This window comes from Scandinavium sp., assembly GCF_032012665.1.
Lineage (GTDB): Bacteria > Pseudomonadota > Gammaproteobacteria > Enterobacterales > Enterobacteriaceae > Scandinavium.
This window is the reverse complement of the sequence record NZ_DALZVG010000022.1, coordinates 58,826-85,503: the sequence shown is the minus strand read 5'-3', so window position 1 is coordinate 85,503 and position 26,678 is coordinate 58,826. Positions and strand designations below refer to the sequence as shown.

Genomic DNA, 26,678 nt, shown 5'->3' with positions numbered 1-26,678 from the left:
GGCGCATTATAGGGGGTAATTCTGAGACGGCAAGTATAAATTCAAAAAAACTTTCCGACCGCTCAAATTCCAGGCTTTACGCTGGTTTTACGCCCAAATTGCGCACAAGTTGCGCGATTTCGTGGGCGAAATGGGTAACCTGCTGCCAGTCGGTATACACCACCTCTTTACTGGTATCCGTTTCGCCGCCCGTCATTTTCATTATCAGGCGGATCATCATGCGGTCATACCAGCTATAGCGCGGGTAACGCAGTGCACCAGCAAAGACGGCGCAGCGATCGGGTTCCCACGGTGAGCCCAGCAAAAACTTGCGAGTATAGTTGTTAGTCTGTGGCGTGCGCTTTTCAGGTTTGCGTGCAACCAGGTTCACGGAATAAAACGCGCTCGGCAACTGCTGCAATGCCTGCTGATTCTTTTTGACAAAGCTCTCCAGAGCGGAATGGAAATGACCGTAACGAATAGATGCGCCAATCACGACGCCGTTGTATTCCTGCCAGTCAATGCTCTGCGCACGATGCAGGTTCACCATGTCGACATCGAAAGCCTGCTCTTTTAATTCTGACGCAAGTGAGGCTGCAATCTCACGCGTTTGCCCGTCCCGGGTAGAAAAGAGAATCAATATTTTCACAAACGCTCCTGTTATTCGCGCCAGAAAGTCGGTGTAAACAGCACCAACAGCGTAAAGACTTCCAGACGACCAAACAGCATATTGGCAATCAGGATCCATTTAGCCACGGGATTCATGCTGGCGAAGTTATCCGCCACTACGCCCAACCCGGGACCGAGGTTATTCAGCGTTGCAACAACGGAAGCAAATGCTGAGAAATCGTCAACGCCCGTCGCAATGATAGCCAGCATACTGACGATAAACACCAGCGCGTAAGCAGAGAAGAATCCCCATACCGCTTCGAGTATGCGTTCCGGCAGCGCACGGTTGCCAAGCTTGATGCTGTAGACGGCATTCGGGTGCACCAGGCGTTTTAATTCACGGTTTCCTTGCTTAAAGAGAAGCAGGATACGAATAACCTTCAGGCCACCGCCCGTCGAGCCCGCACAGCCACCGATAAATGCTGAACATAAAAGCAGTACCGGCAGGAACAGCGGCCAGCGCGCAATGCTGTCCGTGGTAAATCCTGCGGTTGTCGCCATCGACACCACCTGGAAGAACGCCTGGTTGAGCGTTGTGAGCGCCGAGTTATAGACATCGTGGAACCACAACACCAGCGTACAGATGATAACCAGCGTTAGCTGCACGCCAATAAACATGCGAAATTCCGGGTCGCGCCAGTACACCTTCAAATTGCGACCGCTTAATAAAGAGAAGTGCAGACCATAGTTACAGCCCGAGATCAGCAAGAAGATAGCAATAATGCTGTTGATGGTAGGACTGTTGAAATAACCCACGCTGGCATCGTGCGTAGAAAAGCCGCCGATAGCGATGGTGGCAAAGCTGTGACCAATGGCGTCGAACGCAGGCATCCCGGCAAACCACAGAGCCAGCGCACAAGCGACGGTCAGCAGAACATAAATCAGCCACAGCGTTTTCGCCGTTTCGGCAATGCGCGGACGCATCTTATTGTCTTTTAGCGGCCCCGGCATTTCTGCACGATAGAGCTGCATCCCCCCAACGCCAAGAATAGGCAGGATGGCCACCGCCAGCACGATGATCCCCATCCCGCCAAACCATTGCAGCATCTGCCGGTAGAAAAGAATCGCGTGGGGTAAAGAATCCAGGCCCACCAGCGTGGTTGCGCCGGTCGTTGTCAGGCCAGAGAAAGATTCAAAGAAGGCATCAGTGATGGTCAGATTAGGCTGTTCGGCAAAGATAAACGGCAGCGCACCGACGCTGCCCAGCACGGTCCAGAACAGCACAACAATCAGAAACCCTTCGCGGGATTTCAGCTCCCCTTTTTGCTTACGGTTCGGCCACCACAGCATCGCGCCAATCGCCAGCGCGACGAAAAAGGTCTGGGTAAATGCCCGCCCGGCCCCGTCTTTATAGATCAACGCAACCAGCCCAGGCACAATCATGGTGCCTGAAAACAGAATGACCAGCAGGCCGACGATTCGGGTTATGGCACGAAAATGCATCTCTGCCGCTTCCTTTGATAAGCAAAAAGTAGACCGGGGATTATTCGTCAATCCTGCATAATTGCAATGAACCGCGACTAAAATCCGCCAGCTTTGCGGAAAAAGCCGTCAGTTCGGCCTGCGGAAGTGCCACCTTAAGATGCACATCGGCCTGATAATCGCTGCTGACGATTTTCCCGGAAAATTGCGCCAGAAGCGCCTCGATACCGGACAGCTGTCCGTAATCGCACTGCAAAGTATATTCGGTTAACGGCGTCTTGCGCTGCGTGGTGAGCTCCGCCAGCGCCTGATGCACGCCGCCGCCGTAGGCTTTCACCAGCCCGCCTGTCCCCAGTAAAATTCCGCCGTAGTAACGAACCACTACAGCGGTAATTTCCCCGATGCCGCTGCCCATCAGCTGTGCCAGCATCGGCTTGCCTGCCGTTCCGGCCGGTTCCCCGTCATCTGAGAACCCAAGCTGTTGCGAATCGTCGGGCGGCCCGGCGACCCACGCCACGCAGTGGTGGCGCGCATCCGGATGCTCAGCCCTGACGGACTCGACAAACGCTTTCGCCGCGTCCACTCCCTCAGTATGGGCAAGCAGCGTAATGAAGCGGCTTTTTTTGATCTCTTCGACCACGGTCACCGGCGCGGCCGGGATGAGCCAGCTGTCCATCAGGCCAGCTTCAGATCCCGGGTCATGTTTTCAATACTGTTCTCGTGGATCACGACATTATCTTCGATACGAATACCGCCGAATGGCTTCATTGCTTCAATTTTCTGCCAGTTGAAGTGCTTGCTGAATTGCCCTTCACGCCACGGCGCCAACAGGGATTCAATAAAGTAGATGCCCGGCTCGATAGTCAGCACCATGCGCGGTTGCAGAATGCGGGTGCAGCGCAGATACGGGTATTTCGACGGCGCTGCCAGATGCGTGCCGGTATCATCCTGCATAAACCCGGCTACGTCGTGTACCTGCAGGCCCAGCGGATGGCCGATGCCGTGCGGCATAAATGGCCCTGTCAGATCGTTTTCGACCATAGCTTCTTCGCTCATATCGGTCACAATCTGATGCTTACGCAGCAGCTTAGCGATGCGTTGATGGAACTGAACGTGGTAGTCAACATAGCTCACACCCGCTTTCAGGGTGTCGATAAGCGCCAGCTGTTCAGCATTCACATCTTTAATCAGTTGAGCAAACTCGGTATCGCTGTTACCCGCCCACGTACGGGTCAGGTCGGCTGCATAGCCGTTGTATTCGGCACCGGCGTCCAGCAGGAAACTGCGCATCTCAGACGGCGCGCGATGATCAAGTTTGGTGTAGTGCAGAACCGCAGCGTGCTCGTTCAACGCGACGATATTGCCGTAAGGCACGTCGGTGTCACGGTGGCCCGTTGCCGTCAGGTACGCCTGATTGATGTCGAATTCGCTCATTCCGGACAGGAACGCTTCATGGGCCGCTTTGTGCCCGTTTACCGCCGTTTTCTGCGCTTCGCGCATGCAGGAAAGTTCGTAGTCGGTTTTATAAGAGCGGTAGTAGTGCAGGTAATCAATCACCCCTTTCGGATTAATGTTCGCTGCCGCAATATCCAGACCCAGCGCACGTTCCGCCACAGGCCCAATATAAGCAACGTTGCCGCGCGCCGCAGGCAGCTGGCTGCCGATGCCGTCCGCTTTAGGCAGGGCGATAACCTCAACCTCTTCAGTCCAGAACGAAGTCGGCAGCGGTTCCACGTTGTGCCAGTAATCCACCGGCAGGTAGAACCACAGCTTCGGCTTGTTCACGCCGTCCACCAGCAGCCAGCAGTTTGGCACCTGCGTGACCGGCACCCAGGCCTTGAACTGTGGGTTCACTTTGAACGGATAGGCGTGATCGTCAAGAAAGACGTTGAACAGCTCGCCGGAATGAATCAGTAAGGCGTCGAGCTTAAATTTTTCCAGTACGTTACGCGTGCGCTCCTGCAACGTAGCAATATGATTCTTATAGAGTGTGGCCAGTGAATCCATGTTTTACCCTTCTCTTTTTTTGAGGCGAATTCCCGCATCTTAGCACATCGGTTTCGCCGTGCGTGATTTCTGCCGAGCGTGATCCAGACGTCATTTTTTTAATGACTAATTTGCATTTTATTAACATAAAATCCACACTCCGTCTCATCTGGTAAGACCAGTAACTCTACTGGATTCAGGAGACTGACATGCTCTACAAAGGCGACACCCTGTACCTCACCTGGCTGGAAGATGGCATTGCCGAACTGGTGTTCGATGCCCCCGGCTCGGTTAACAAGCTCGATACCGCAACCGTAGCCAGCCTTGGCCAGGCGCTGGACGTCCTCGAAAAACAGCAGGATCTGAAGGGCTTACTGCTGCGCTCCGAAAAAGCCGCGTTTATCGTCGGTGCGGACATTACCGAATTCCTCGGCCTGTTCCTGGTGCCACAAGAACAGCTGAGTCAGTGGCTGCATTTTGCCAACAGCGTATTTTGCCGGCTGGAAGATCTTCCCGTCCCGACTATTTCCGCCATCAACGGCTACGCGCTGGGCGGCGGCTGTGAATGCGTACTGGCAACCGACTATCGCCTGGCAACCCCAGATCTGCGCATTGGCCTGCCGGAAACGAAGCTTGGCATCATGCCTGGCTTCGGCGGCTCTGTGCGTTTGCCACGTCTGCTCGGTGCCGATAGCGCACTGGAAATCATCGCCGCCGGGAAGGATGTGGGTGCAGACGAAGCACTCAAACTCGGCCTGGTTGATGGCGTAGTGAAGCCAGAAAAATTGCGCGAAGGCGCCATTGCTATTCTGCGTCAGGCCATCAGCGGCGATCTGGACTGGAAAGCCAAACGTCAGCCAAAGCTCGAGCCGCTGAAGCTCAGCAAAATTGAAGCCACCATGAGCTTCACCATCGCCAAGGGCATGGTGATGCAGACGGCAGGCAAGCATTACCCGGCACCCATCACTGCCGTAAAAACCATTGAAGCCGCAGCCCAATTAGGCCGTGACCAGGCGCTGGTACTTGAAAACCAGAGCTTTGTGCCGCTGGCGCATTCAAAAGAGGCTCGTGCACTGGTTGGCATTTTCCTTAACGACCAGTTCGTCAAAGGACAGGCGAAGAAGCTGACCAAAAACGTCGACACCCCGAAACAGGCCGCCGTGCTTGGTGCCGGGATCATGGGCGGCGGCATTGCTTACCAGTCGGCCTGGAAGGGCGTGCCGGTGATCATGAAGGACATCAACGATAAATCGCTGACCCTCGGGATGAACGAGGCTGCCAAGCTGCTGAACAAACAGCTGGAGCGCGGTAAAATCAATGGACTGAAGCTCGCGGGTGTAATCTCCACTATTCACCCGACGCTCGACTACGCCGGATTTGATCGCGTGGATGTCGTGGTTGAAGCCGTTGTGGAAAATCCAAAAGTCAAAAAAGCGGTACTGGCTGAAACGGAAGAGAAGGTTCGTCCGGACACCGTCCTGGCCTCCAATACCTCCACCATTCCTATCGGTGAACTGGCAAGCGTGCTGCAACGCCCGGAAAACTTCTGCGGCATGCACTTCTTCAACCCGGTGCATCGTATGCCGCTGGTCGAAGTGATTCGCGGCGAGAAAACCTCTGACGAAACCATCGCCAAAGTGGTCGCCTGGGCCAGCAAAATGGGCAAAACGCCAATTGTGGTCAACGACTGCCCGGGCTTCTTCGTCAACCGCGTACTGTTCCCTTACTTTGCCGGTTTCAGCCAGCTGCTGCGAGACGGTGCCGACTTCCACAAAGTCGACAAAGTGATGGAGAAAGTCTTCGGCTGGCCGATGGGCCCGGCGTATCTGCTGGACGTGGTAGGTATTGATACAGCGCATCATGCACAAGCCGTGATGGCCACCGGATTCCCGCAGCGCATGCAGAAAGATTATCGCGATGCCATCGACGCGCTGTTTGAAGCCAGCCGCTACGGTCAGAAAAACGGACTCGGCTTCTGGCGCTACAAAGAAGACAGTAAGGGTAAACCGAAGAAAGAAGAAGACGCCGCCGTTGAAGCGCTGCTGGCAGAAGTCAGCCAGCCGAAGCGTGACTTCAGCGACGAAGAGATCATCGCCCGCATGATGATCCCAATGGTCAACGAAGTGGTGCGCTGTCTGGAAGAAGGTATTATCGCCACGCCGGCAGAAGCCGATATGGCGCTGGTTTACGGCCTCGGCTTCCCTCCGTTCCACGGCGGTGCCTTCCGCTGGCTGGATACGCTTGGCAGTGCGAAATACCTCGATATGGCGCAGCAATATCAGCATCTCGGCCCGCTGTACGAAGTACCGGAAGGCCTGCGTAGCAAAGCACGCCACAACGAAGCATATTATCCACCGGTTGAACCTGCCCGTCCGGTGGGTGAGCTGAAAACGGCTTAAGGAGTCACAATGGAACAGGTTGTCATTGTCGATGCAATTCGTACCCCGATGGGCCGTTCAAAAGGCGGCGCATTCCGTAACGTGCGTGCAGAAGACCTCTCCGCACATCTGATGCGTAGCCTGCTTTCCCGTAATCCTTCTCTGGATCCGGCGGCGCTCGATGATATTTACTGGGGCTGCGTGCAGCAGACCCTGGAACAGGGCTTCAACATCGCCCGTAACGCTTCACTGTTAGCCGAAATCCCGCATTCTGTCCCGGCGGTAACCGTCAACCGCCTGTGCGGATCGTCCATGCAGGCACTGCATGACGCAGCCCGCATGATCATGACCGGTGATGCGCAGGCCTGCCTGGTCGGCGGCGTCGAACACATGGGTCACGTACCGATGAGTCACGGCGTGGATTTCCATCCCGGCATGAGCCGCAATGTGGCAAAGGCGGCCGGGATGATGGGTCTGACGGCGGAAATGCTGTCGCGCCTGCACGGCATCAGCCGTGAAATGCAGGATCGGTTTGCCGCCCGCTCTCACGCCCGCGCATGGGCAGCCACGCAGTCGGGCGCGTTTAAAAATGAAATCATCCCGACCGGCGGGCACGATGCCGACGGCGTGCTGAAGCAATTTAACTACGACGAAGTGATCCGTCCGGAAACCACGGTCGAAGCGCTCTCGGCTTTACGCCCGGCCTTCGATCCGGTCACAGGAACGGTTACCGCAGGCACCTCATCAGCGCTTTCCGATGGCGCTGCCGCAATGCTGGTCATGAGCGAAAGCCGCGCCCGCGAACTGGGACTGAAAGCGCGTGCACGTATTCGTTCCATGGCAGTCGTGGGCTGCGACCCGTCCATTATGGGCTACGGTCCGGTTCCGGCGTCGAAGCTGGCGCTGAAGAAAGCCGGATTGTCGACCAGCGATATCGACCTGTTTGAAATGAATGAAGCGTTCGCCGCGCAGATCCTGCCGTGCATTAAAGATCTGGGGCTGATGGAGCAGATCGACGAGAAGATCAACCTCAACGGCGGCGCGATTGCTCTCGGCCACCCGTTAGGCTGCTCCGGTGCCCGCATCACCACCACGCTCCTGAACCTGATGGAACGCAAAGATGCCCAGTTTGGTCTGGCAACAATGTGTATCGGACTCGGTCAGGGGATTGCGACGGTGATAGAGCGCGTCTGAGACAGCAAAAGCCGGGGCGATGCCCCGGCTATGAAAGGGTAATGCGTAAGAGTAATACTGTTTAGTTGCCGTTTTTCCCGCCTGTCAGGGGCGGGTTTTTTATTTCTGCTTTTTCGCTGTTAAATAAACGCGAATGCATCACCAAACAGACGATCTTCACGCGCGCCGCGCTCATTGCAGAACAGGTCACGGGCAATTTTTGCCATCTCAAAACGACCGGCGATATAGATATCGTGCTCTGCCAGCGTACCGTAATCCTGCAGCACTGCGGTCAACACGGTTCCGGAACGCCCGCGCCAGCCCTCTTCCGGCTGTTCAACCACCGGCTCAACGCGCAGGTTTGGATGAGTCACGCTCAGCGATTCCAGTTCGGACAGGTCATACAGATGCTTCTCTTCGCGACCGCCCCAGTAAATGGCAATCTCGCGGTTTGGGTTCTGCGCCAGCGCGGCCAGCAGAATTGAGCGTACATAGGAGAAGCCAGTCCCGCCGGCAATCAGCACCAGCGGGCGCTCTTCATCGTCGCGCAGCCAGGCTTCACCGTGAGGCATATCGACGACAATTTCACGCTCTTTGAGGATCCTGTCCATCACCGCCATCGCGTACAGATTCAGCTCGGAGGCGCCAATGTGCAGCTCGATGCTGTTCTGCTCAGCAGGCGTAGAGGCCATGGAGAACGGGCGCTTGTCGCGCTCATCCATCACCACCATCAGATACTGTCCCGCGCGGAAGGAAAAGGCCGCTTCCGGTTCTAAACGAACGCGGTATACCGTGTCGGTAATGGCATCTACCGAAGTGACTTTACAGCTTAAGGTTGTCATGCGCTCCCTCTGTCGGGTCTATAAGCAAACACGGCGGCGCTCAGGCGCTCTTGCCGTCGTTAAAGATGGCCAGCTCATCCCAAATGGCGTCGATGCGTGCCGTCACTTCGGGATCTTTCTTGATCGGACGTCCCCACTCGCGTTGGGTTTCACCAGGCCACTTATTGGTGGCATCCAGCCCCATTTTCGAGCCCAGGCCGGAAACCGGCGAGGCAAAGTCCAGATAATCAATCGGCGTGTTTTCTACCAGCACCGTATCACGGGCCGGATCCATACGCGTGGTGATGGCCCAGATAACGTCGTTCCAGTCACGGGCGTTCACGTCATCATCGCAGACAATCACAAATTTGGTGTACATAAACTGGCGCAGGAACGACCAGACGCCCATCATCACGCGTTTGGCATGCCCGGCGTACTGTTTTTTCATCGTTACCACCGCGAGGCGGTAGGAACACCCTTCCGGTGGCAGATAAAAATCAACGATTTCCGGGAACTGCTTTTGCAGAATTGGCACGAAGACTTCGTTCAGCGCAACGCCCAACACCGCAGGCTCATCCGGCGGACGGCCAGTATAGGTTGAGTGGTAAATAGCATCTTCGCGCTGGGTCACATGGGTAACGGTAAATACCGGGAAGCTATCGACTTCATTGTAATAACCCGTGTGGTCGCCATAGGGCCCTTCCGGCGCCATTTCGCCCGGCTCAATGTAGCCTTCCAGCACAATTTCAGCGCTGGCAGGCACTTCCAGATCGTTCGACAGGCATTTCACTACTTCCGTTTTGGTGCCGCGAAGCAGACCTGCGAAAGCATATTCTGACAGCGTATCCGGCACTGGCGTGACCGCGCCGAGAATTGTCGCCGGATCGGCGCCGAGCGCCACGGATACCGGGAACCGCTCACCCGGGTGAGCCGCGCACCACTCCTGGAAATCCAGCGCGCCGCCACGATGGGAAAGCCAGCGCATGATAAGTTTGTTCTTGCCAATCAGCTGCTGGCGATAAATACCCAGATTCTGGCGATCTTTGTGCGGACCGCGGGTCACCGTTAAACCCCAGGTGATCAGCGGCGCGGCGTCTTCCGGCCAGCAGGTCATGATGGGAATGCGGGTTAAATCGACGTCATCGCCCTGCATTACTTTTTGCTGGCAGGGCGCGCTACGCAGGCGTTTGGTCGGCATGTTCAGGACTTGCTTAAACTGCGGCAGCTTGTCGAACAGATCCCGGAAGCCCTTCGGCGGCTCCGGCTCCTTCAGAAACGCCAGCAGTTTTCCCACTTCACGCAGCGCACTGACCTCTTCCTGCCCCATCCCCAGCGCCACCCGGCGCGGTGTGCCGAACAGGTTGCACAGCACTGGCATGTCATAGCCCTTCGGATTCTCGAACAGCAGCGCCGGCCCGCCCGCACGCAATGTGCGATCGGCAATTTCGGTGATTTCCAGATGAGGATCAACCGGCAGAGAGATACGTTTCAGCTCGCCCTGCTGTTCCAGCTGTGTCAGAAAGTCGCGTAAATCATGGTATTTCATGGGGTCAGTCATGGCCTCTTTGTAAGCGCCTCATTATACGGCCTTCGGGCGCGGGATGCTGTAATTTTGTTAAATTCGCGTGAATTCCTGGCACCTGAAACGGCGACAATCCCTTTCGCTATCGGGCCTGGCTTTTGTTATGCTTCCCCACAGATTCACGGAAAAGAGCCATTATGCAAGCCTGGTATTTACTGTACTGCAAACGCGGGCAACTTCAGCGTGCCCAGGAACACCTTGAGCGCCAGGCGGTGAATTGCCTGATGCCGACTATTGCTCTGGAAAAAATCGTCCGGGGTAAGCGTACTACCGTGGATGAGCCGCTGTTTCCCAACTATCTGTTTGTGGAGTTTGACCCGGAAGTCATTCACACCACCACCATCAACGCCACCCGCGGCGTCAGCCATTTTGTTCGTTTTGGCATGCAGCCTGCAACGGTGCCTTCGGATGTCATTCATCAGCTCTCCATTCATAAGCCAGAAGGAATCACCGATCCGCAAACGCCCTATGCGGGCGATGACGTGGTGATCACTGAAGGCGCCTTCGAAGGGCTACAGGCTATTTTCACCGAGCCTGACGGCGAAGCACGCTCCATGCTGCTGCTTAATCTGCTGAATAAACAGGTATTACAGAGCGTGAAAAACACCGATTTCCGCAAAGTCTGACGTTAAAAATCTATCCCAAACAAGCGCTTCACATTTTCATCGGTGCGGGCAGAAAGCGCCTGTGCATCTTCTCCGCGCCATTGCGCAACGCGTTGTATAATATGCGGCAGATGCGCGGGTTCATTACGACGGGAAGCAGGTTTAGGCGACAAATCTCGCGGTAGCAGCCATGGTGCATCAGTTTCCACCATCAGCCGGTCGGCAGGAATGAGCGGCAGCATGTCCCGCAGCCCGAGCCCCCGCCGCTCATCACACACCCACCCCGTAATCCCAATACAGAGGCCGTGGTTAAGGCAATCCACAAGCTCTTCTCGCGTTCCGGTAAAGCAGTGGAGAACGGCACCGGGCAGCTTATCAAGCCAGGGTTTTAATAACGTCATGAACCGCTCATGCGCTTCACGGCAATGCATAAAGACGGGCATATTCAGCTCAGCTGCCAGCGCCAGCTGAGCGCTGAACGCCGTTTCCTGCTCATCAGGAGTGGAGAAGTTACGGTTAAAATCGAGCCCACATTCCCCCACTGCTACCACGCCGGGCATCTGAGCCAGGCGACGAATTTTCTCTTCCACAGCCAATGACCAGCTGCTGCTGTCATGCGGATGAACGCCCGCCGTTGACCAGCATCGGGCATAGCGCTGCGCCAGTTGCTGCGCGGCTTCGCTTTCTTCAGGATTCGTGCCGGTTATCAGCATCCCACTAAGGCCTGCTGAAAATGCACGGGCTACCACTTCATCACAATCATGGGAAAACTGGGCACTGGTAAGGTTAACGCCAATATCAAACATGGTGACTCCATACAACAACCGCCCTTTCGGGCGGCTGGATTACTCTTCTTTTTCGGCGGCTTCGTTTTCCGCCGCTGCGTCTTCATCACGCGACAGTCGTTTGCCGGTGTAGAAGCGGGCAAAGAACACCCCGACTTCAAACAGACAGTACATCGGGATGGCCAGCAGCGTTTGCGAGAACACATCCGGCGGCGTTAACAGCATTCCGACAACGAACGCGCCAACCAGCACGTAGGGGCGCTTCTTACGCAGATCGTCCGGCGTGGTAACGCCAACCCAGCACAGCAGCACGATGGCCACAGGCACCTCAAACGCCACGCCGAAGGCCATAAACAGCCCCATGACGAAATCGAGATAGCTGCGGATATCCGTCGACACCTGTACGCCAACGGGCGCGGTGTGCGTCAGGAAGCCAAACGCCAGCGGGAAGACAACAAAGTAGGCGAACGCCATACCGATATAGAACAGCAGCGTGCTGGACACCAGCAGCGGCACCACCAGACGGCGTTCATGCTTGTACAGCGCCGGGGCAACAAACGCCCACACCTGATACAGAATCACGGGAGCCGAAAGGATCACCGACACCATGAACGTCAGCTTAATCGGCGTAAAGAACGGCGACGCCACGTCGGTGGCAATCATCGTTGCCCCGGCCGGCATCTGGTTGATCAGCGGTGCAGAGACCAGCTGATAAATGTCGTTAGCGAAGTAAACCAACGCCAGGAAAATCACGAATACCGCGATGATGCAGTTGATGAGGCGCTTACGCAGCTCAATCAGATGTGCAATCAGCGGTTGAGTCTCTTCTACGCCCATGGTTACGGTTTATCGCTGTTTGCAGGGGAGGAATCGGAAGCCGGTGCGGCCGCTGGCGATTTCATTTTGGCCTCGGTCACAGCGGAATCCGGCGCTTTTTCGACGGTTTCAGCCGGTGCCTGAGGCTCAGCGCTGGCCTGATGTTCCGCCGTCACCGGCGTCACGCCTTCGCGCTGGGCTTCGCTACCCTTCACCAGTGGATTCAGAATGGTGTTGGCTTCATCGCCTGCACGCTCCGCATCATGCTGAGTGTAAGAACGCTTCATGGACTCCGCCGCTTCGCGCAGTTCGTCCATCGACTCTTTCAGCTCAGGAGAAAGGTTACCGATGCTCGCCTTCTCCACCTTCTTCAGGCTGTCCTGAAACTCCTGGAGCTTCAGTTCCTGAGCCAGTTCATTTTGCACCGTCGTCGCCAGCGAGCGAATCGCCCGGATCCAGCCTGCAACGGTTTTCACAGCCACAGGTAAACGCTTCGGCCCAAGGACAATCAGGCCAATAACGAAGACCAGCAGCAGTTCACTGAAACCAATATCGAACACGAATTACACCTGCTCTTTATCGTGGCGTTTTGCATCGTCTTTGCTGGCGTCATCCTGCTTTTCGGAAAGCGATTTCGCCGGGAAATCAGCATCCTGTGCAGATGACTCTTTTTTATCCTGCTTGTCGTCATCATCACCCATGGCTTTTTTGAAGCCTTTGATAGACGCGCCCAAATCGGAACCCAGTGAACTCAGCTTTTTCGTCCCGAAAAGCAGAACCACAATCACGACGATAATTAACAACTGCCAAATACTGATACCACCCATACCTCTTCCTCCGTGTCAGATGATAGTGAAAAACCGGCGTGCAGCTTACACACCGACGTCCGAATGATGCAAAAATCAGCGGCTTTTAAACCAGCCGAGAAGCCAGACAACGATCCCCGCGCCCATGAGCCCGGTGGGCTGAAGCCCCAGGTCAGGACGGGTAATCATTAACAGCGTACCGCTCAGCATGAAGACAGCCCCTACGCCAAACAGATAGCGGGATTGCCCCTGCCGGACCCGGTTCGCACCCAATTCGTACGCGATTTTATCAATGCTTCGCTGAAGACTTTTGCCCTGGCGCAAGCTGTCATAGATCAGTTCAGGCATTTCCGGCATTTTTTCAATCCAGAACGGCGCTTTCTCTTTAAACGCACGCACCAGCGCCGGGATCCCAACCTGATCTTTGAGCCATGATTCGAGGAAAGGTTTCGCCGTCTTCCACAAGTCTAACTGAGGATAGAGCTGGCGTCCTACCCCCTCAACGTAAAGTAGTGTTTTCTGAAGTAAAACCAGCTGCGGCTGCACTTCCATATTGAAACGGCGCGCGGTGTTAAACAGATTGAGCAGAACGTGACCGAACGAGATTTCTGCCAGCGGCTTCTCAAAGATAGGCTCGCAGACGGTGCGGATAGCAAATTCAAACTCTTCGACGTTAGTATCCGGCGGCACCCAGCCAGAATCCACATGCAGTTCAGCCACCTTGCGGTAATCGCGGTTGAAGAAAGCGATAAAGTTTTCCGCCAGATAGCGCTTATCGTCCTTGTTCAGTGAGCCGACGATGCCGCAGTCGATGCCGATATACTTCGGATTTTCCGGGTGCTCGTAGCTAACGAAAATATTGCCCGGGTGCATGTCCGCATGGAAGAAGCTGTCGCGGAACACCTGAGTGAAGAAGACCTGCACGCCGCGCTCGGCCAGCAGCTTCATGTTGGTATTCTGTTTTTCCAGCGTCTCGATATCCGACACCGGAATGCCGTAAATCCTTTCCATCACCAGCATGTCTTCACGACAGTAGTCGGAATAGACTTCCGGCACGTACAGCATCGGGCTGTCTTCAAAGTTGCGGCGCAGCTGAATGGCGTTAGCCGCTTCACGCAGCAGGTTTAGTTCATCCAGCAGCGTTTTTTCATATTCGCGGACCACTTCCTGAGGGCGTAAACGGCGACCGTCCGGCAGCAGGCGAGGCACCCAACGTGCCAGGCGGTAGATGAGCTTCATATCCGCTTTGATAACCGGCAGGATATCCGGGCGAATCACCTTGATGACCACCTCTTTGCCGTTTTCTTTCAGGCGCGCGGTATGCACCTGGGCGATGGAGGCTGAAGCCAGTGGTTCAACCTGAAAATCGTCAAACCAGCTTTCGACGGGAATATCGCCCATTGATTTTTCGATTTGCTGCTGCGCCAGCCTTCCGTCAAACGGTGCGACGCGATCCTGTAGCATCGCCAGCTGATCGGCAATAAGCGGAGGGAAGAGGTCGCGGCGGGTTGAAAGCATCTGCCCGAATTTGATCCACACCGGGCCAAGCTCCTGCAGCGCCAGACGCAGGCGTTCGCCTAATGGCTTATCTTTATGGCGGTTAGGCATCCAGAACAGCATCCGCCGCCAGATTCGTAGCGGCAACGTGATACGCATTTTGGGAATGAGCTCATCAAGCCCGTAACTCAAAAAGGTGTGGATGATAAAATACAGGCGCCGCATTTCCCCTGGCGTCATTTCCCCTCCAGTTTTTCCAGCCTCTTGCTTAACGCTTCCGTCGCACGCTCCACGGCGGCGCATTCTTCAGCAAACCAGGCGACTTCAAGCTGACCTGGCGCCATCCGCCACTCTTCAGTGATGGCCTCAGCCACATAGCGCTGCTGACGCTGCAGGCCCCGCTGCAAAAATTTCGCCCCGCCGCGAAGCACTTTACTGACGCCTTCGGCCGCAATATCACCGGTATAGGGAGCCAGCAGTTCTGCGGGGTCAAACTCGGCTAAATCAGCCAGCGCGACAAAGTTCTGCACCACCTGGAGATCGCCCTGGACTTCAAGATCGCCCGAGCGAATCAGAGTTGTCAGCTGCTGGCGATTACGCAACTGCGGCAGCACGCCGAGGCGGGTACTGACGGTACAGTCCGCCTCGCCTTCCCAGGCGCTCAACACGTCAATCTGCTGCGCGCTGAATGCCAACACCAGCGGAGAGGTGAACTCTTTAAGCTCAATACGCAACACTTTGCCCAGCAAACGCTGCCGGGCCGGCTGCAGCGCGCGTTCGCGCCACAGAAACGTGTTGAGCGCACCCTCAATGCCTGCGGTGACCAACGGTTGAAAAGGCATGGCGAACTCCTGTCAGAACTTATAGCCGCGATGCAGGGCGACGATACCGGCCGTCAGATTGTAGTAATCGACGTTGTCAAAACCAGCGTCCTGCATCATCGCTTTCAGGGTTTCCTGATCCGGATGCATGCGGATAGATTCCGCCAGATAGCGATAGCTTTCGCCATCTTTTGCCACCACTTCGCCGACTTTCGGCAGCACGTGGAAGGAGTAGGCATCGTAGGCTTTACTCAGCGGCTCGATAATGGGTTTGGAGAATTCCAGCACCAGCAGGCGTCCGCCTGGTTTCAGCACGCGATACATGGAACGCAGCGCTTTATCTTTATCAGTGACGTTACGCAGGCCAAAAGAGATGGTGATGCAATCAAAGGTGTTATCGGGGAACGGCAGTGCTTCAGCGTTGGCCTGAACGTATTCCACATTGCCAATCACGCCAATGTTGCGCAGCTTTTCACGGCCCATCTTGAGCATGGAGGCGTTAATGTCTGCCAGCACCACGTTTCCGGTTTCACCGACGAGGCGTGAGAATTTTGCCGTCAGGTCGCCCGTACCGCCTGCCAGATCCAGCACTTTTTGCCCACGGCGCACGCCGCTGCAGTCGATGGTGAAGCGCTTCCACAAGCGATGGATCCCGAACGACATCAGGTCGTTCATGACATCATATTTAGCGGCAACAGAATGGAATACATGTGCCACCATGTCCTCTTTCTGCGATTTGGCAACCGTCTGGAAGCCAAAGTGCGTCGTTTCCTGTGAATCCTCAACCATCTCAATGCCTGCCTTTGAAGAAAAGATTCCCCGGAGTGTAACAGATTGAGCGCATTTCCCCTACGCCTCAACCGTGCCGCGACACCCGTACAGACGCATCATCAGGCGGCGCGTCCGGCGCGAATAAATTCTCTTCGCTATCATTTAGCGCCTTACGCTCAGCGTCAAAAGCAGCCTCTTCAGCAGTAGCTTGTTCAACCAGTTCCGGATTAATCTCACGCTTCACCTCCACGCCCAAATCGCGGAACGATTCGGCCTGCGCCAGCAGATTTCCACGCCCTGAAGCGAGCTTTTTCATCGCCTGACGATAGTTATCCTGCGCTTTATCGAGCCCCTGGCCGATGGCGGACATGTCGTCCACGAACAGGCGCATTTTGTCGTACAGGCGACTCGCACGATCTGCAATTTGCTGCGCGTTACGACTCTGATGCTCGTAGCGCCAAAGGTTAGCTATGGTGCGCAGCGCCACCAGCAGCGTGGTGGGGCTGACCAGCATGATGTTGTTCTTCAGCGCTTCAGTAATGAGCTCCGGCTGCCTGTCAATTGCCAGCAGGAAAGCGGGCTCAACCGGAATAAACATCAGCACGTAGTCGAGCGAACGCAGCCCCGGCAGCTGCTGATAGTCTTTACGCCCCAGCAGGCGAATATGGTTACGAAGAGACGCGATATGCTCCTGAAGCGCCGACTCACGGGAGTATTCATCTTCGGCGTTAAAATAGCGTTCGTAGGCGACCAGGGTCATCTTGGCGTCGATCACCACGTCTTTACCCTGCGGCAGACGCACAATGACGTCGGGCTGCATACGCGCACGAGCTTCGGTTTCGATGCTGACCTGAGTCTGGTATTCGTACCCTTCCCTCAGCCCGGACGCTTCAAGCACGCGAGTCAGCACGACTTCGCCCCAATTCCCCTGGGTTTTGTTATCGCCTTTCAGCGCTTTGGTGAGGTTAACCGCCTCCTGCGCCATCTGCGCATTCAGCTGCTGAAGATTACGAATTTCATGGGCAAGCGTGTGGCGCTCCTGCGCCTCTTTTCCGAAGCTGTCCTGGACCTGACGGCGGAAGCCATCAAGCTGTTCACGCAGCGGCGTCAGCAAACCGTGCAAACTTTGGCGATTTTGCTCATCCACTCGGCGATTGCTGTGCTCAAAAATACGGTTAGCGAGGTTTTCAAACTGCTCGCTCAGGCGCTGTTCGCTGTTGACCATCTGGCGGATTTTGTCTTCAGCATGCAGCTGAGTGGATTCAAGACGGGTAGTCACCTCACGCAGATCGGCTTCCAGCGAGGCATTGATATCCCGCAGGCTGCGCAGCTCGTTGTTCAGCAATTCACACTCGTCGCGCCAGTGGGCATGCTGAGCCAGCTGTTGTCTGGCCGCGCTGAGCTCCATTTCCAGCTCGTGGCGATCTTCAAGGAAATCGGCCCGCTGCCTGTCCGCATGGGATTTTGTGGCTAACCAGCCAAACACGCCCCCGACAAGCAGTGCTACCACTGCGCTAATGATGATTGAAATGTCCACCGCTCCCCCTGCGTCAACGACTTACCGGCACAACATAGAATTGTGCTGTATAAACGTCCAGTTGGAAAGGTCTTTCCTGCGAGGCAATACGCAAAAAGAAAGGCCGAACGCGTCGGCCTTTTATCGAAGAGAGGAAAACTACAGCAGACGACGGGCCGCTTCGACCACGATTTTGACCGCGTGGCTTTCCGTTTTCTTCATCGTTTCCGCATTAGGGATTTCTTGCTGGGTGCGGTTGACGATAACGCCCGCAACCATCCCGGCGCGCAGGCCCTGGCTGGAGCACATGGTCAGCAGAGTGGCGGACTCCATCTCGTAGTTCATCACGCCCATCGACTGCCACTCTTCCATGGAGCCTTTGTAACGGCTGACTACGCGACCAGAGAAGGTGTCGTAACGCTCCTGACCCGGATAGAAGGTGTCGGAAGAAGCGGTCACGCCGATATGGGTGGTTGCGCCAACGGATTTCGCCGCTTCGACCAGCGCGGTAGTACAGGCAAAGTCAGCCACCGCCGGGTATTCCATCGGCGCAAAATGCAGGCTTGCGCCATCAAGGCGAACGGATGCGGTCGTCACCAGCACATCACCAACGTTGATGTTTGGCTGAATGGCGCCAGTGGTACCCACGCGCAGGAACGTGCGGATACCAAGCTGAGCCAGTTCTTCTACCGCGATAGAGGTGGACGGGCCGCCGATACCGGTTGAGCAGACGATAACGGGTTTACCATCGAGTTCTGCACGCCAGGAGGTGAATTCACGGTGCGATGCCAGCTTAACCGGCTTATCCATCAGCGCGGCGATCTTTTCCACACGCTCCGGATCGCCCGGGACGATCGCGAGCGTTGCCCCTTGTAAATCGTTCTTGGTGAGGCCGAGATGAAAAACATCAGACTTAGACATAAAAAACTCCTCTCTGGATCGGTTTATCAGCAGAAGCAAAAACGCACTTTACCGAAGCTTCAGGCACATTTTAGTGACACCCATCACTATGGATGAAAATGTTTGCATTGATTTTCTTTATAAAAGTGATTTACATCACATTAACAAGCGATAACGATGAGCACTGCACATAAGATAGCCGTTTTCTGGCACTGTGAATCGTCAACCTGCGGACTATATTTACCACTGCGCTAATTATTGGTACGGAGAATGCCATGACTGAAAAAACTGGCTTTGCACCTGCTGCGGCCCCTCACGCCTCGACCATCGTTCACACGCCTGACGATGCTATCGTCGCGGGAGAAACCTCTATTCCTTCCCGCGGCGAGAACATGCCTGCTTATCACGCCCGCCCCAAAAATACCGGCGGCCCGCTGCCGGTGGTCATTGTGGTGCAGGAGATTTTTGGCGTGCATGAACACATTCGCGACGTCTGCCGCCGACTGGCGAACGAAGGCTATCTGGCGATTGCACCTGAGCTCTACTTCCGTCAGGGCGACCCGAACGATTACGCCGATATCCCTACCCTGTTCAGCGAGCTGGTAACGAAGGTGCCGGATGCGCAGGTGCTGTCCGATTTAGATCACGTCGCCAGTTGGGCTTCACGCAACGGCGGTGACGCCAATCGCCTGCTGATCACCGGCTTCTGCTGGGGCGGGCGAATTGCCTGGCTCTATGCCGCCCACAACCCGCAACTGAAGGCTGCGGTGGCCTGGTACGGCAAACTGGTGGGCGAAAAGTCCCTGAATTCCCCCAAGCATCCGGTTGATGTCGCCACTGACCTCACCGCCCCGGTGCTTGGCCTGTATGGCGGGCAGGACACGGGTATTTCACTTGAGAGCGTGGAGACCATGCGCCAGGCGCTGCGGGCCGCCAATGCGAAAGCCGAGATCGTCGTCTACCCGGATGCCGGGCACGCGTTTAATGCAGATTATCGCCCGAGCTACCATGAAGAATCTGCCAAAGATGGCTGGCAGCGTATGCTGGCGTGGTTCAGCCAGTACGGCGATAAAAAAGCGTAAAAAAAGCCCGGTGTGGCGGTTACGCCTTACCGGGCCTGGGATGATTTCAACGTCCCTGTAGGCCGGGCAAGCAATGGCGTCGCCCGGCAATTCATCTCCACTACGCGTGACGCAAATTCTGCGCCGCCTGCACCATGTTCGCCAGTGCAGCGCGGGTTTCAGGCCAGCCGCGCGTTTTCAGACCGCAGTCCGGGTTCACCCACAGGCGTTCGGCCGGAATACGCTGAGCGGCTTTCTTCAGCAACGCTTCAATCCATTCCACGCTTGGCACGTTCGGGGAGTGAATGTCGTACACGCCCGGCCCAATTTCGTTCGGGTAGTCAAACTCTTCAAACGATTCAAGCAGTTCCATATCAGAGCGTGAGGTTTCAATAGTGATCACGTCCGCATCCAGCGCCGCGATAGAATCCATAATGTCGTTGAATTCGCAGTAGCACATGTGTGTATGGATTTGCGTTTCGTCTTTCGCCACGGCGGCGTTGATGCGGAAAGCTTCCACGCCCCATTGCAGATACGCCGCCCAGTCGCTGCGCTTAAGCGGCAGGCCTTCGCGCAGGGCCGGTTCGTCAATCTGAATAATGCCGATACCTGCGGCTTCCAGATCCGCCACTTCGTCACGCAGCGCCAGCGCGATCTGCTTAGCGATAGTTTCACGGCTCACGTCTTCGCGCGGGAAGGACCAGCAGAGAATGGTTACCGGGCCCGTCAGCATGCCTTTAACCGGTTTGTCAGTCAGAGACTGCGCATACTTCGCCCATTCAACGGTGATCGCTTCCGGACGACTGATATCACCAATCACAACCGGCGGCTTCACGCAGCGGGAGCCGTAGCTCTGCACCCAGCCGTTCTGGGTAAAGACGAAGCCGTCGAGGTGTTCGCCAAAGTATTCCACCATGTCGTTACGTTCTGCTTCACCGTGCACCAGCACGTCCAGACCTAAGCGTTCCTGCTCGGCAATCGCCTGTTTGATATGTTCAGCGATCCCGGTGCGATAGTTATTGGCATCCAGTACGCCTTTTTTGAAGTCCAGGCGCAGGCCGCGAATCTCAGTAGTCTGCGGGAAAGAGCCGATAGTCGTTGTCGGCCAGGCTGGCAGCCTGAAACGTGCGCGCTGCGCTTCAGCACGGACTTCGTACGCATTTTCTCGCTGGCTGTCTTTTGCGGTGATCGCCGCCAGACGCTGCTCTACCGCCGCATTATGCACGCGGGTGGAGTGACGGCGAGCCTGAATCGGCACGCTCCATTCTGTGATGGCTTTAGTATCACCACTGTTCAGCGCATCTCGCAGCAGGGCCAGCTCTTCGCATTTTTGCAGGGCAAAGGCAAACCAGCTCTTCACTTCTGCATCCAGGCGGGTTTCCACGCTGAGATCGATCGGGCTATGCAGCAAAGAACAAGAAGAAGCCACCCACAGATCGCGTTTGCCGACGATCCCTTTAATTTGCGCATATTTCTCCGTCAGATCGGCACGCCAGACGTTACGGCCGTTCACCAGGCCCGCCGAAAGCAGCCAGTCAGCAGGCAGACGCTTGTGCAGCTCAGACACGTCATCTTTACCATGCACCAGATCGACATGCAGACCCTGCACTGGCAGCGCGGTAATGGTGTCCAGATTTGGCGTCACGCCTTCGAAATAGGTCGTCAGCAGCAGTTTTATTTTGCCCTGCAATGCTTCATACGCGGGCTGGAAGGCGTCGAGCCATGGGCGCGGGAGTTCCAGCACCAGGATTGGCTCGTCGATTTGCACCCATTCCACGCCGCGTTTTGCCAGCTCCGCCAGCACCTGCTGGTAAACCGGGAGAATATCTTTCAGGAGGCTCAGGCGGTCAAACTGTTCACCTTTCACTTTCCCCAGCCACAGATAGGTGATCGGGCCAAGCAGCACGGGCTTCACCTTGTGGCCGAGCGCCAACGCTTCGTCCACTTCATCCAGCAGCTGTGTCCACGTCAGTTTGAATTCCTGACCTTTGGTGAATTCCGGCACCATATAGTGATAGTTGGTGTTAAACCACTTAGTCATTTCAGCGGCTGCGGCTGGTTCGCCGGTTGGCGCACGACCGCGACCGATGCGGAACAGAGTGTCGATATCCACTGAGCCGTCTTTGTTCTGATGACGAGCCGGCACGTTGCCCAGTAGCAGGCTGGTGGTCAGAACATGGTCGTACCAGGCGAAATCGCCCACCGGCAGTAAATCCACACCGGCGTCTTTCTGCTGTCGCCAGTGACGGGTGCGCAGCTCACGCCCGGTGTTCAGCAGCTCTTCACGGGAAATGTTGCCTGCCCAGTAGCTTTCCTGAGCTTTTTTCAGCTCGCGGCGCAGACCAACGCGAGGAAATCCGAGGGTATGGTTTTTGATAGTCATGTCGTTGCCCCTTGAGGAAATTTGTTATTTGGACGTCCAGATGTTTACACATCCATAATTGGCGGTTACTGTATATTCCTCAAGCGCAACATTTTCATGCCGAAGTGAAGGACTTTCATGATCGAGATTAAACACCTGAAAACGCTGCAGGCGTTGCGGAACAGCGGCTCGCTTGCGGCAGCAGCGGCAATGCTGCACCAGACGCAGTCGGCGCTTTCACACCAGTTCAGCGATCTGGAACAGCGCCTTGGCTTCCGGCTGTTCGTACGTAAAAGCCAGCCGCTGCGCTTTACGCCGCAGGGCGAGATCCTTTTGCAGTTGGCGAATCAGGTATTGCCGCAAATCGGCCGTGCTTTACAGGCCTGCAATGAACCGCAGCAAACGACTCTGCGTATCGCCATTGAGTGCCACAGCTGCATTCAGTGGCTGACGCCCGCGCTGGAGAACTTCCGCGCAGTCTGGCCGCAGGTAGAGATGGATTTCAAATCCGGCGTGACGTTCGACCCACAGCCAGCCCTTCAACAGGGCGAGCTGGATATTGTGCTGACCTCCGACATCCTGCCGCGCAGTGGCCTGCACTATTCGTCGATGTTCGATTATGAAGTGCGTCTTGTGCTGGCCCCGGAGCACCCGCTGGCGTCACGAACCCGTATTACGCCGGAAGATATCGCCAGCGAAACGCTGCTGATCTACCCGGTGCAGCGCCAACGGCTTGATATCTGGCGGCACTTTCTGCAACCAGCAGGCGTCAGCCCGTCGCTGAAGAGCGTCGACAACACGCTGTTGCTGATTCAGATGGTAGCTGCGCGGATGGGCATTGCGGCTCTGCCGCACTGGGTGGTGGAAAGTTTTGAGCGCCAGGGTCTGGTGGTGACCAAAACCCTGGGCGAAGGTCTGTGGAGCCGACTGTACGCCGCCGTGCGCGACGGCGAGCAGCGTCAGCCGGTAACGGAAGCGTTTATTCGCTCAGCGCGGAACCACGCCTGCGATCATCTGCCGTTTGTGCGGAACGCGGAGCGACCCAATGGCGATGGACCCACAGTGAAGCCACAATCACCAGCGCCCCTGTGATAAAGCTCGGCCAGTGCGGCTGCTGTTGCCAGATGGCGAAATTCACCAGCAGCCCGGCAGGCACGTGCATATTGTTCATGATGCCAAGCGTCCCGGCGTCCACCTGCGTGGCGCCGTAGTTCCACATAAAGTAGCCAATCCCGGAAGCCACCACGCCGAGCCACACCAGAATGCCCCACTGTAGCCCCGTCGTCGGCAGCTTTTGCGGATTCCCCAGCGTAAACCACGCCACCAGCGCCACAAGAAATGCCCCCATGTAGAACCACGCGAAAGCGTTATGCTGCGGCATCGGGTGAATCTCCATCAGGCGTTTGTAACCTACCATGCCGATAGCAAAGCTGATATTGGAGAGCTGCACCAGCAGCAGGCCCGTCCAGAAATGCGGGCTGATGTGATCATAACGAATGATGGCTGCGCCAATCACCGCGAGACCCGCACTCAGCAGGTAGCCCCAGCGCAGTCGACGCTTGCTGATTAAGTCATAAATCAGCGTGATATAGAGCGGCGTCAGCACGGTAAACAGCAGGAATTCAGAAACGGTCAGGTAGAGATAGGCGCGGAACGCCAGCAGATACATGATGCCAAGCTGCATCGCGCCCACGAGCATGTACAGCACCAGCACCCGCAGCGACTGACCACGGGCGCGCAGGAACGGTAAAAACACCAGCGCCGCCAGGGCCACGCGGGCCAGCACGGAGAAAACGCTGTCGACGCTGCCCGCCAGGTATTCGCCAATCAGGCTGAAGGAGAATGCCCACAGCACGGTGGTGATAATCAATAATGCCACGATGAAACTCTCTGAGGTGAGTGAGCGCTCATTGTAGCGGAGTCCCCGGTTGACAACTGAACAAATTACACGCAATCACGTTTATTCCTGGCCTTTTCCCGGGATGAATTAGGCTATTACTGATAGTTCATCAGAGAAATCAGGGGAATACTGTTTCTCTTCCCCCATCAGGAGTGATTCAGGATGGACTCTGTATCCGAAGCCAGTTGTATTTCCCCCCTTCTGACTCAGCTAAATGCCTCGCGTGCCCGGCTGAAAAAAGCAATTCATACTCGCCAACTGGAGATGTGGTATCAGCCGATCGTCGTGCTGCAAACCGGACACGTCATCGGTGCAGAGGCGCTCATCCGCTGGCCCCAGCCTGACGGCAGGCTGCTGTCTCCGGACAGCTTCATTCCCTTCGCTCGTGAAACGCAGCTGCTGAGCCCCCTGACGCAATGGGTTATCGGGCAGGTGTTCAGCGATCTTGGTGCCTGGCTGCGCCAGCATCCGCAGCACGCTGTTTCGATTAACGTCGAACCTGAAGATCTGCAATCTCCCGAACTGCTCTCGCACCTGACGCCGCTGTGCCACGGTTACGGCGTGCGTCCGCAGCAAATTGCGCTGGAGATCACCGAAAGCAGCACGATTAACCCACAGGTTATTGCGCCCATGGTGGAACGCTATCGCCAGGCCGGGCATGCTGTCTATCTGGATGATTTTGGCAGCGGCTACGCCAATCTGAATTATCTCCAGACGATAACCTTTGACGTGCTGAAGATTGATAAGACGCTTGTAGACCCTCTCCCGGGCAAAAATTTGCTGCCGCAGGTGATTGATCTTGCGCGTTCGCTGTCGATGGAACCGCTGGCGGAAGGGGTGGAAACGCAGGCCCAGGCTGCATGGCTGAAAACCCACGGCGTGAAATACGCCCAGGGCTGGTTATACAGCAAAGCCCTGACGAGCAGGGCTTTTATGCGCTGGTGTGAAATGCGCTGCGTTACGGCTGATTGAGATAGAGACGACGCAGGTAATGCGGCACGGCGTCATCGGCATTGCTGCCAATCACTTCCAGCTCCGGGTGGGAATCTTTCAGGCGCTGATGCGCGTTTTCCATGATGCAGCCCTTGCCCGCCATTGAGAGCATCTCGGCATCATTCATACCGTCGCCAAAGGCGATACAGTCCTGCAAACCGTAACCCATCATCTTCGCCACGGCTTCCAGCGCGTGCCCTTTTGACACGCCGCCCGCCATCACCTCCAGGCAGGTCAACGTTGAGAAGCTCACGTTCACCCTGTCGCCCCAGCGTGCATTGATGGCCTGCTCAAGCGGCAGAAGCACCTCATGGTCTGGCGAAGTGAAGAAAACTTTGCTGACGCCCTCGGCTTCCAGCAGGCCTGGCTCGTACAGCTCGTAGTTGAACACCGCTTCCTTGAAGAAACGCATCTCTTCCGGACGATGGCGGTTCATAAACCATTCGTCGTTGCGATAAACGTTGGTCACGATATCCGGACTGTTATGCACCACGCCGAAGAGATCGGTAGCGATATCGGAATCGAGGTTATGGGCAAACACCAGATTGCCATCGGTGTCGTGCACGCGGGCACCGTTGGAGGTGATCATAAACGCCTTGATGCCAAGGCCGTCGCGGATCTGCCCAACGTCAATATGGTGGCGGCCAGTGGCGAACACGAAGTTCACGCCTTTGGCGGTCAGCAGCTTCAGCGTTTCTTTGGTGTAGGGGGACAAACGATGGTCGGGATTAAGCAGCGTGCCATCTAAATCAGACGCAACAACCTGGTACATAGAAAATTTAACCTCTGGGTAAGAGCAACATTAATTATGTCGATCAAAAAACTCGACGATGGTCTGCAGCGCGACTGAGCGCATATCGTCCTTTTCAAAAAGGATCTCATGATAAGCACCTTGTATGACAAGCGGGCTGTCGTCTTCGCAAGGGTGACCTGCGGCGGCGCGAAGCTCGCAATAGCGATTGTGCATGCGGTTATCCACAACCCGTTCTTCTTCCGCCTGAATCAGCAGCGTGGGCGTGTCATCATCCGCAGCCCCGGCCAGGATCTGTTCCCCGGCAAGCACCCCTTCACGCACCCAGTGATACGTGGGCCCGCCGACGCGGATATACGGGTTATCCGCATAAAAACCCAGGTTGCGCCGATAGCGTTCCCGGCTGTGGGTCAGGACATTCAGGCCGAACGGCAGCGCATGCCAGCGACCCGTGCCCATGGCGTAGCTTTCTCTTATCCGCTGATGGCCCTCAGCAAAATCAAGAATGTGCCGCACCATCCAGTCCGGCAGGCGCATGATGATACCGAACATTGGCGCACAAAGCGCGAGCGCATCGCACTGGTGAGGATTGCGCTGTGAGAAGAGTGTGGCAATAGCCCCGCCCATCGAGTGGCCCAGAATATAGCGTTTACGCCACGGGCCGGGCTCGACTTCCTGCTGCCAGAAGGCGGTGAGGTCATCAACGTAATCACTGAAATTCACGACGTGCCCGCGGTGGCTGTCGTCGAGCATACGGCCTGAGAGCCCCTGACCACGGTGATCGATAATGAGCACATCAAAGCCGCTGTGGAACAGATCGTATGCCAGCTCCGCGTACTTTACGTAGCTTTCGATCCGCCCGGGACAAACCACAATCACCCGGTCGTGGTTTTCAGCACGAAAGCGGACATAGCGTACCGGAACACTATCCACGCCTGTAAATTGTGCCTCTTCACGCTGGCGCCAGAAGGTATTCAGAGGCCCCATAGTGAACGCGGCATACGCGTTTTCTCTTGTTTTCCAGTCCATTTTCTGCCGAAACATCGGCTATCCACCCCTGCTTACCGCGGAAGATCGTATTTTA

Annotated in this window: 25 protein-coding genes; 6 read left to right on the top strand and 19 right to left on the bottom strand. The window is 56.1% G+C overall.

Annotated elements, in window-relative coordinates; translation table 11 throughout:
* Nucleotides 1–76: 76 nt before the first annotated feature.
* From hemG to pepQ, 4 genes are read right to left on the bottom strand one after another with little or no spacing between them, the layout of a single operon-like run.
* The gene (gene hemG / locus RTU33_RS16670; protein WP_312628839.1) at nt 77–628 is read right to left on the bottom strand and encodes a menaquinone-dependent protoporphyrinogen IX dehydrogenase; all 552 of its coding nucleotides are present in this window, start codon (nt 626–628) and stop codon (nt 77–79) included.
* 11 nt (nt 629–639) lie between these two features.
* Nucleotides 640–2,091, bottom strand: a complete 1,452-nt coding sequence (gene trkH, locus RTU33_RS16665; RefSeq protein WP_312628837.1) for a Trk system potassium transporter TrkH — start codon at nt 2,089–2,091, stop codon at nt 640–642.
* Nucleotides 2,092–2,131: 40 nt separating this feature from the next.
* Complete coding sequence (locus RTU33_RS16660; protein WP_312628835.1) at nt 2,132–2,746, bottom strand: IMPACT family protein; 615 nt, start codon at nt 2,744–2,746, stop codon at nt 2,132–2,134.
* The gene (gene pepQ, locus RTU33_RS16655) at nt 2,746–4,077 is read right to left on the bottom strand and encodes a Xaa-Pro dipeptidase (RefSeq protein WP_312628833.1); all 1,332 of its coding nucleotides are present in this window, start codon (nt 4,075–4,077) and stop codon (nt 2,746–2,748) included. The genes RTU33_RS16660 and pepQ overlap by 1 nt, the downstream gene beginning before the upstream one ends.
* A gap of 188 nt (nt 4,078–4,265) precedes the next feature.
* Between pepQ and fadB the strand changes: the two genes are divergently transcribed.
* Together fadB and fadA are read left to right on the top strand one after the other, a co-directional pair.
* Entirely contained in the window at nt 4,266–6,455 is a 2,190-nt protein-coding gene (fadB, locus tag RTU33_RS16650; protein ID WP_312628831.1) for a fatty acid oxidation complex subunit alpha FadB, read from the top strand.
* A 9-nt stretch (nt 6,456–6,464) separates the two neighbouring features.
* Nucleotides 6,465–7,628, top strand: a complete 1,164-nt coding sequence (gene fadA, locus RTU33_RS16645) for an acetyl-CoA C-acyltransferase FadA (protein ID WP_312628829.1) — start codon at nt 6,465–6,467, stop codon at nt 7,626–7,628.
* Between the two features lie 119 nt (nt 7,629–7,747).
* On the opposite strand, the gene fre is transcribed toward fadA, so the two are convergent.
* Together fre and ubiD are read right to left on the bottom strand one after the other, a co-directional pair.
* The gene (gene fre / locus RTU33_RS16640) at nt 7,748–8,449 is read right to left on the bottom strand and encodes an NAD(P)H-flavin reductase (protein WP_312628827.1); all 702 of its coding nucleotides are present in this window, start codon (nt 8,447–8,449) and stop codon (nt 7,748–7,750) included.
* A gap of 40 nt (nt 8,450–8,489) precedes the next feature.
* On the bottom strand, nt 8,490–9,974 hold the full coding sequence (gene ubiD / locus RTU33_RS16635) for a 4-hydroxy-3-polyprenylbenzoate decarboxylase (protein WP_312628825.1): 1,485 nt from the start codon (nt 9,972–9,974) through the stop codon (nt 8,490–8,492).
* A 173-nt stretch (nt 9,975–10,147) separates the two neighbouring features.
* Here ubiD and rfaH point away from each other — a divergent pair, with 173 nt between their 5' ends.
* Nucleotides 10,148–10,636, top strand: a complete 489-nt coding sequence (gene rfaH, locus RTU33_RS16630; protein WP_312628824.1) for a transcription/translation regulatory transformer protein RfaH — start codon at nt 10,148–10,150, stop codon at nt 10,634–10,636.
* 2 nt (nt 10,637–10,638) lie between these two features.
* Here rfaH and tatD read toward each other — a convergent pair whose 3' ends face one another.
* The 9 genes from tatD to udp all read right to left on the bottom strand — a co-directional run bounded on the left by tatD (nt 10,639) and on the right by udp (nt 18,548).
* Nucleotides 10,639–11,421 carry a 3'-5' ssDNA/RNA exonuclease TatD gene (gene tatD, locus RTU33_RS16625; RefSeq protein ID WP_312628822.1) on the bottom strand — a complete coding sequence of 261 codons (783 nt, stop codon included), beginning with the start codon at nt 11,419–11,421 and terminating at the stop codon, nt 10,639–10,641.
* Between the two features lie 39 nt (nt 11,422–11,460).
* Nucleotides 11,461–12,237 (bottom strand): Sec-independent protein translocase subunit TatC, encoded by a 777-nt coding sequence (tatC, locus tag RTU33_RS16620; RefSeq protein WP_312628821.1) that lies wholly within the window; start codon nt 12,235–12,237, stop codon nt 11,461–11,463.
* 2 nt (nt 12,238–12,239) lie between these two features.
* A complete protein-coding gene (gene tatB, locus RTU33_RS16615; protein WP_312628820.1) occupies nt 12,240–12,776 on the bottom strand; it encodes a Sec-independent protein translocase protein TatB in 537 nt (178 codons plus the stop codon).
* A gap of 3 nt (nt 12,777–12,779) precedes the next feature.
* Nucleotides 12,780–13,043 carry a Sec-independent protein translocase subunit TatA gene (gene tatA, locus RTU33_RS16610; protein WP_312628819.1) on the bottom strand — a complete coding sequence of 88 codons (264 nt, stop codon included), beginning with the start codon at nt 13,041–13,043 and terminating at the stop codon, nt 12,780–12,782.
* A 75-nt stretch (nt 13,044–13,118) separates the two neighbouring features.
* Nucleotides 13,119–14,759 (bottom strand): ubiquinone biosynthesis regulatory protein kinase UbiB, encoded by a 1,641-nt coding sequence (gene ubiB, locus RTU33_RS16605; protein ID WP_312628818.1) that lies wholly within the window; start codon nt 14,757–14,759, stop codon nt 13,119–13,121.
* Nucleotides 14,756–15,361 (bottom strand): SCP2 domain-containing protein, encoded by a 606-nt coding sequence (locus RTU33_RS16600; protein WP_312628817.1) that lies wholly within the window; start codon nt 15,359–15,361, stop codon nt 14,756–14,758. Before RTU33_RS16600 ends, ubiB begins: the two co-directional genes overlap by 4 nt.
* 12 nt (nt 15,362–15,373) lie before the next feature.
* Nucleotides 15,374–16,129, bottom strand: coding sequence for a bifunctional demethylmenaquinone methyltransferase/2-methoxy-6-polyprenyl-1,4-benzoquinol methylase UbiE (gene ubiE / locus RTU33_RS16595; protein WP_312628816.1), 756 nt, complete (start codon nt 16,127–16,129; stop codon nt 15,374–15,376).
* Between the two features lie 67 nt (nt 16,130–16,196).
* Entirely contained in the window at nt 16,197–17,648 is a 1,452-nt protein-coding gene (gene rmuC, locus RTU33_RS16590) for a DNA recombination protein RmuC (protein WP_312628814.1), read from the bottom strand.
* 138 nt (nt 17,649–17,786) lie between these two features.
* Nucleotides 17,787–18,548, bottom strand: coding sequence for a uridine phosphorylase (gene udp / locus RTU33_RS16585; protein ID WP_312628813.1), 762 nt, complete (start codon nt 18,546–18,548; stop codon nt 17,787–17,789).
* Between the two features lie 254 nt (nt 18,549–18,802).
* On the opposite strand from udp, the gene RTU33_RS16580 reads away from it, so the two are divergent.
* Nucleotides 18,803–19,609: a dienelactone hydrolase family protein gene (locus RTU33_RS16580; RefSeq protein ID WP_312628812.1), complete on the top strand. Its 807-nt coding sequence runs from the start codon at nt 18,803–18,805 to the stop codon at nt 19,607–19,609.
* 100 nt (nt 19,610–19,709) lie between these two features.
* On the opposite strand, the gene metE is transcribed toward RTU33_RS16580, so the two are convergent.
* Nucleotides 19,710–21,971 carry a 5-methyltetrahydropteroyltriglutamate--homocysteine S-methyltransferase gene (gene metE, locus RTU33_RS16575; RefSeq protein ID WP_312628810.1) on the bottom strand — a complete coding sequence of 754 codons (2,262 nt, stop codon included), beginning with the start codon at nt 21,969–21,971 and terminating at the stop codon, nt 19,710–19,712.
* Between the two features lie 117 nt (nt 21,972–22,088).
* Here metE and metR point away from each other — a divergent pair, with 117 nt between their 5' ends.
* A complete protein-coding gene (gene metR / locus RTU33_RS16570) occupies nt 22,089–23,042 on the top strand; it encodes an HTH-type transcriptional regulator MetR (RefSeq protein WP_312628809.1) in 954 nt (317 codons plus the stop codon).
* Here metR and RTU33_RS16565 read toward each other — a convergent pair.
* The gene (locus RTU33_RS16565) at nt 22,930–23,829 is read right to left on the bottom strand and encodes a carboxylate/amino acid/amine transporter (RefSeq protein WP_312628807.1); all 900 of its coding nucleotides are present in this window, start codon (nt 23,827–23,829) and stop codon (nt 22,930–22,932) included. The genes metR and RTU33_RS16565 overlap by 113 nt on opposite strands.
* A 183-nt stretch (nt 23,830–24,012) precedes the next feature.
* Between RTU33_RS16565 and RTU33_RS16560 the strand changes: the two genes are divergently transcribed.
* Complete coding sequence (locus tag RTU33_RS16560; RefSeq protein WP_312628805.1) at nt 24,013–24,822, top strand: EAL domain-containing protein; 810 nt, start codon at nt 24,013–24,015, stop codon at nt 24,820–24,822.
* On the opposite strand, the gene yigL is transcribed toward RTU33_RS16560, so the two are convergent.
* A complete protein-coding gene (gene yigL / locus RTU33_RS16555) occupies nt 24,809–25,615 on the bottom strand; it encodes a sugar/pyridoxal phosphate phosphatase YigL (protein WP_312628803.1) in 807 nt (268 codons plus the stop codon). The two genes, RTU33_RS16560 and yigL, sit on opposite strands and share 14 nt — an antisense overlap.
* Before the next feature lie 30 nt (nt 25,616–25,645).
* A complete protein-coding gene (pldB, locus tag RTU33_RS16550) occupies nt 25,646–26,638 on the bottom strand; it encodes a lysophospholipase L2 (RefSeq protein WP_312628801.1) in 993 nt (330 codons plus the stop codon).
* Nucleotides 26,639–26,678 lie beyond the last annotated feature (40 nt).

Excerpts from the sequence above, each read along its gene's own strand:
- ubiB (WP_312628818.1), bottom strand. The coding sequence starts at position 14,759 with ATGACGCCAGGGGAAATGCGGCGCCTGTATTTTATCATCCACACCTTT.
- metE (WP_312628810.1), bottom strand. The coding sequence starts at position 21,971 with ATGACTATCAAAAACCATACCCTCGGATTTCCTCGCGTTGGTCTGCGC.
- pepQ (WP_312628833.1), bottom strand. The coding sequence starts at position 4,077 with ATGGATTCACTGGCCACACTCTATAAGAATCATATTGCTACGTTGCAG.
- metR (WP_312628809.1), top strand. The coding sequence starts at position 22,089 with ATGATCGAGATTAAACACCTGAAAACGCTGCAGGCGTTGCGGAACAGC.
- ubiD (WP_312628825.1), bottom strand. The coding sequence starts at position 9,974 with ATGAAATACCATGATTTACGCGACTTTCTGACACAGCTGGAACAGCAG.
- trkH (WP_312628837.1), bottom strand. The coding sequence starts at position 2,091 with ATGCATTTTCGTGCCATAACCCGAATCGTCGGCCTGCTGGTCATTCTG.
- pldB (WP_312628801.1), bottom strand. The coding sequence starts at position 26,638 with ATGTTTCGGCAGAAAATGGACTGGAAAACAAGAGAAAACGCGTATGCC.
- udp (WP_312628813.1), bottom strand. The coding sequence starts at position 18,548 with ATGTCTAAGTCTGATGTTTTTCATCTCGGCCTCACCAAGAACGATTTA.
- fadA (WP_312628829.1), top strand. The coding sequence starts at position 6,465 with ATGGAACAGGTTGTCATTGTCGATGCAATTCGTACCCCGATGGGCCGT.
- RTU33_RS16560 (WP_312628805.1), top strand. The coding sequence starts at position 24,013 with ATGGACTCTGTATCCGAAGCCAGTTGTATTTCCCCCCTTCTGACTCAG.
- RTU33_RS16600 (WP_312628817.1), bottom strand. The coding sequence starts at position 15,361 with ATGCCTTTTCAACCGTTGGTCACCGCAGGCATTGAGGGTGCGCTCAAC.
- fre (WP_312628827.1), bottom strand. The coding sequence starts at position 8,449 with ATGACAACCTTAAGCTGTAAAGTCACTTCGGTAGATGCCATTACCGAC.
- yigL (WP_312628803.1), bottom strand. The coding sequence starts at position 25,615 with ATGTACCAGGTTGTTGCGTCTGATTTAGATGGCACGCTGCTTAATCCC.
- RTU33_RS16660 (WP_312628835.1), bottom strand. The coding sequence starts at position 2,746 with ATGGACAGCTGGCTCATCCCGGCCGCGCCGGTGACCGTGGTCGAAGAG.
- tatD (WP_312628822.1), bottom strand. The coding sequence starts at position 11,421 with ATGTTTGATATTGGCGTTAACCTTACCAGTGCCCAGTTTTCCCATGAT.
- tatC (WP_312628821.1), bottom strand. The coding sequence starts at position 12,237 with ATGGGCGTAGAAGAGACTCAACCGCTGATTGCACATCTGATTGAGCTG.
- RTU33_RS16580 (WP_312628812.1), top strand. The coding sequence starts at position 18,803 with ATGACTGAAAAAACTGGCTTTGCACCTGCTGCGGCCCCTCACGCCTCG.
- fadB (WP_312628831.1), top strand. The coding sequence starts at position 4,266 with ATGCTCTACAAAGGCGACACCCTGTACCTCACCTGGCTGGAAGATGGC.
- ubiE (WP_312628816.1), bottom strand. The coding sequence starts at position 16,129 with ATGGTTGAGGATTCACAGGAAACGACGCACTTTGGCTTCCAGACGGTT.
- tatA (WP_312628819.1), bottom strand. The coding sequence starts at position 13,043 with ATGGGTGGTATCAGTATTTGGCAGTTGTTAATTATCGTCGTGATTGTG.
- rfaH (WP_312628824.1), top strand. The coding sequence starts at position 10,148 with ATGCAAGCCTGGTATTTACTGTACTGCAAACGCGGGCAACTTCAGCGT.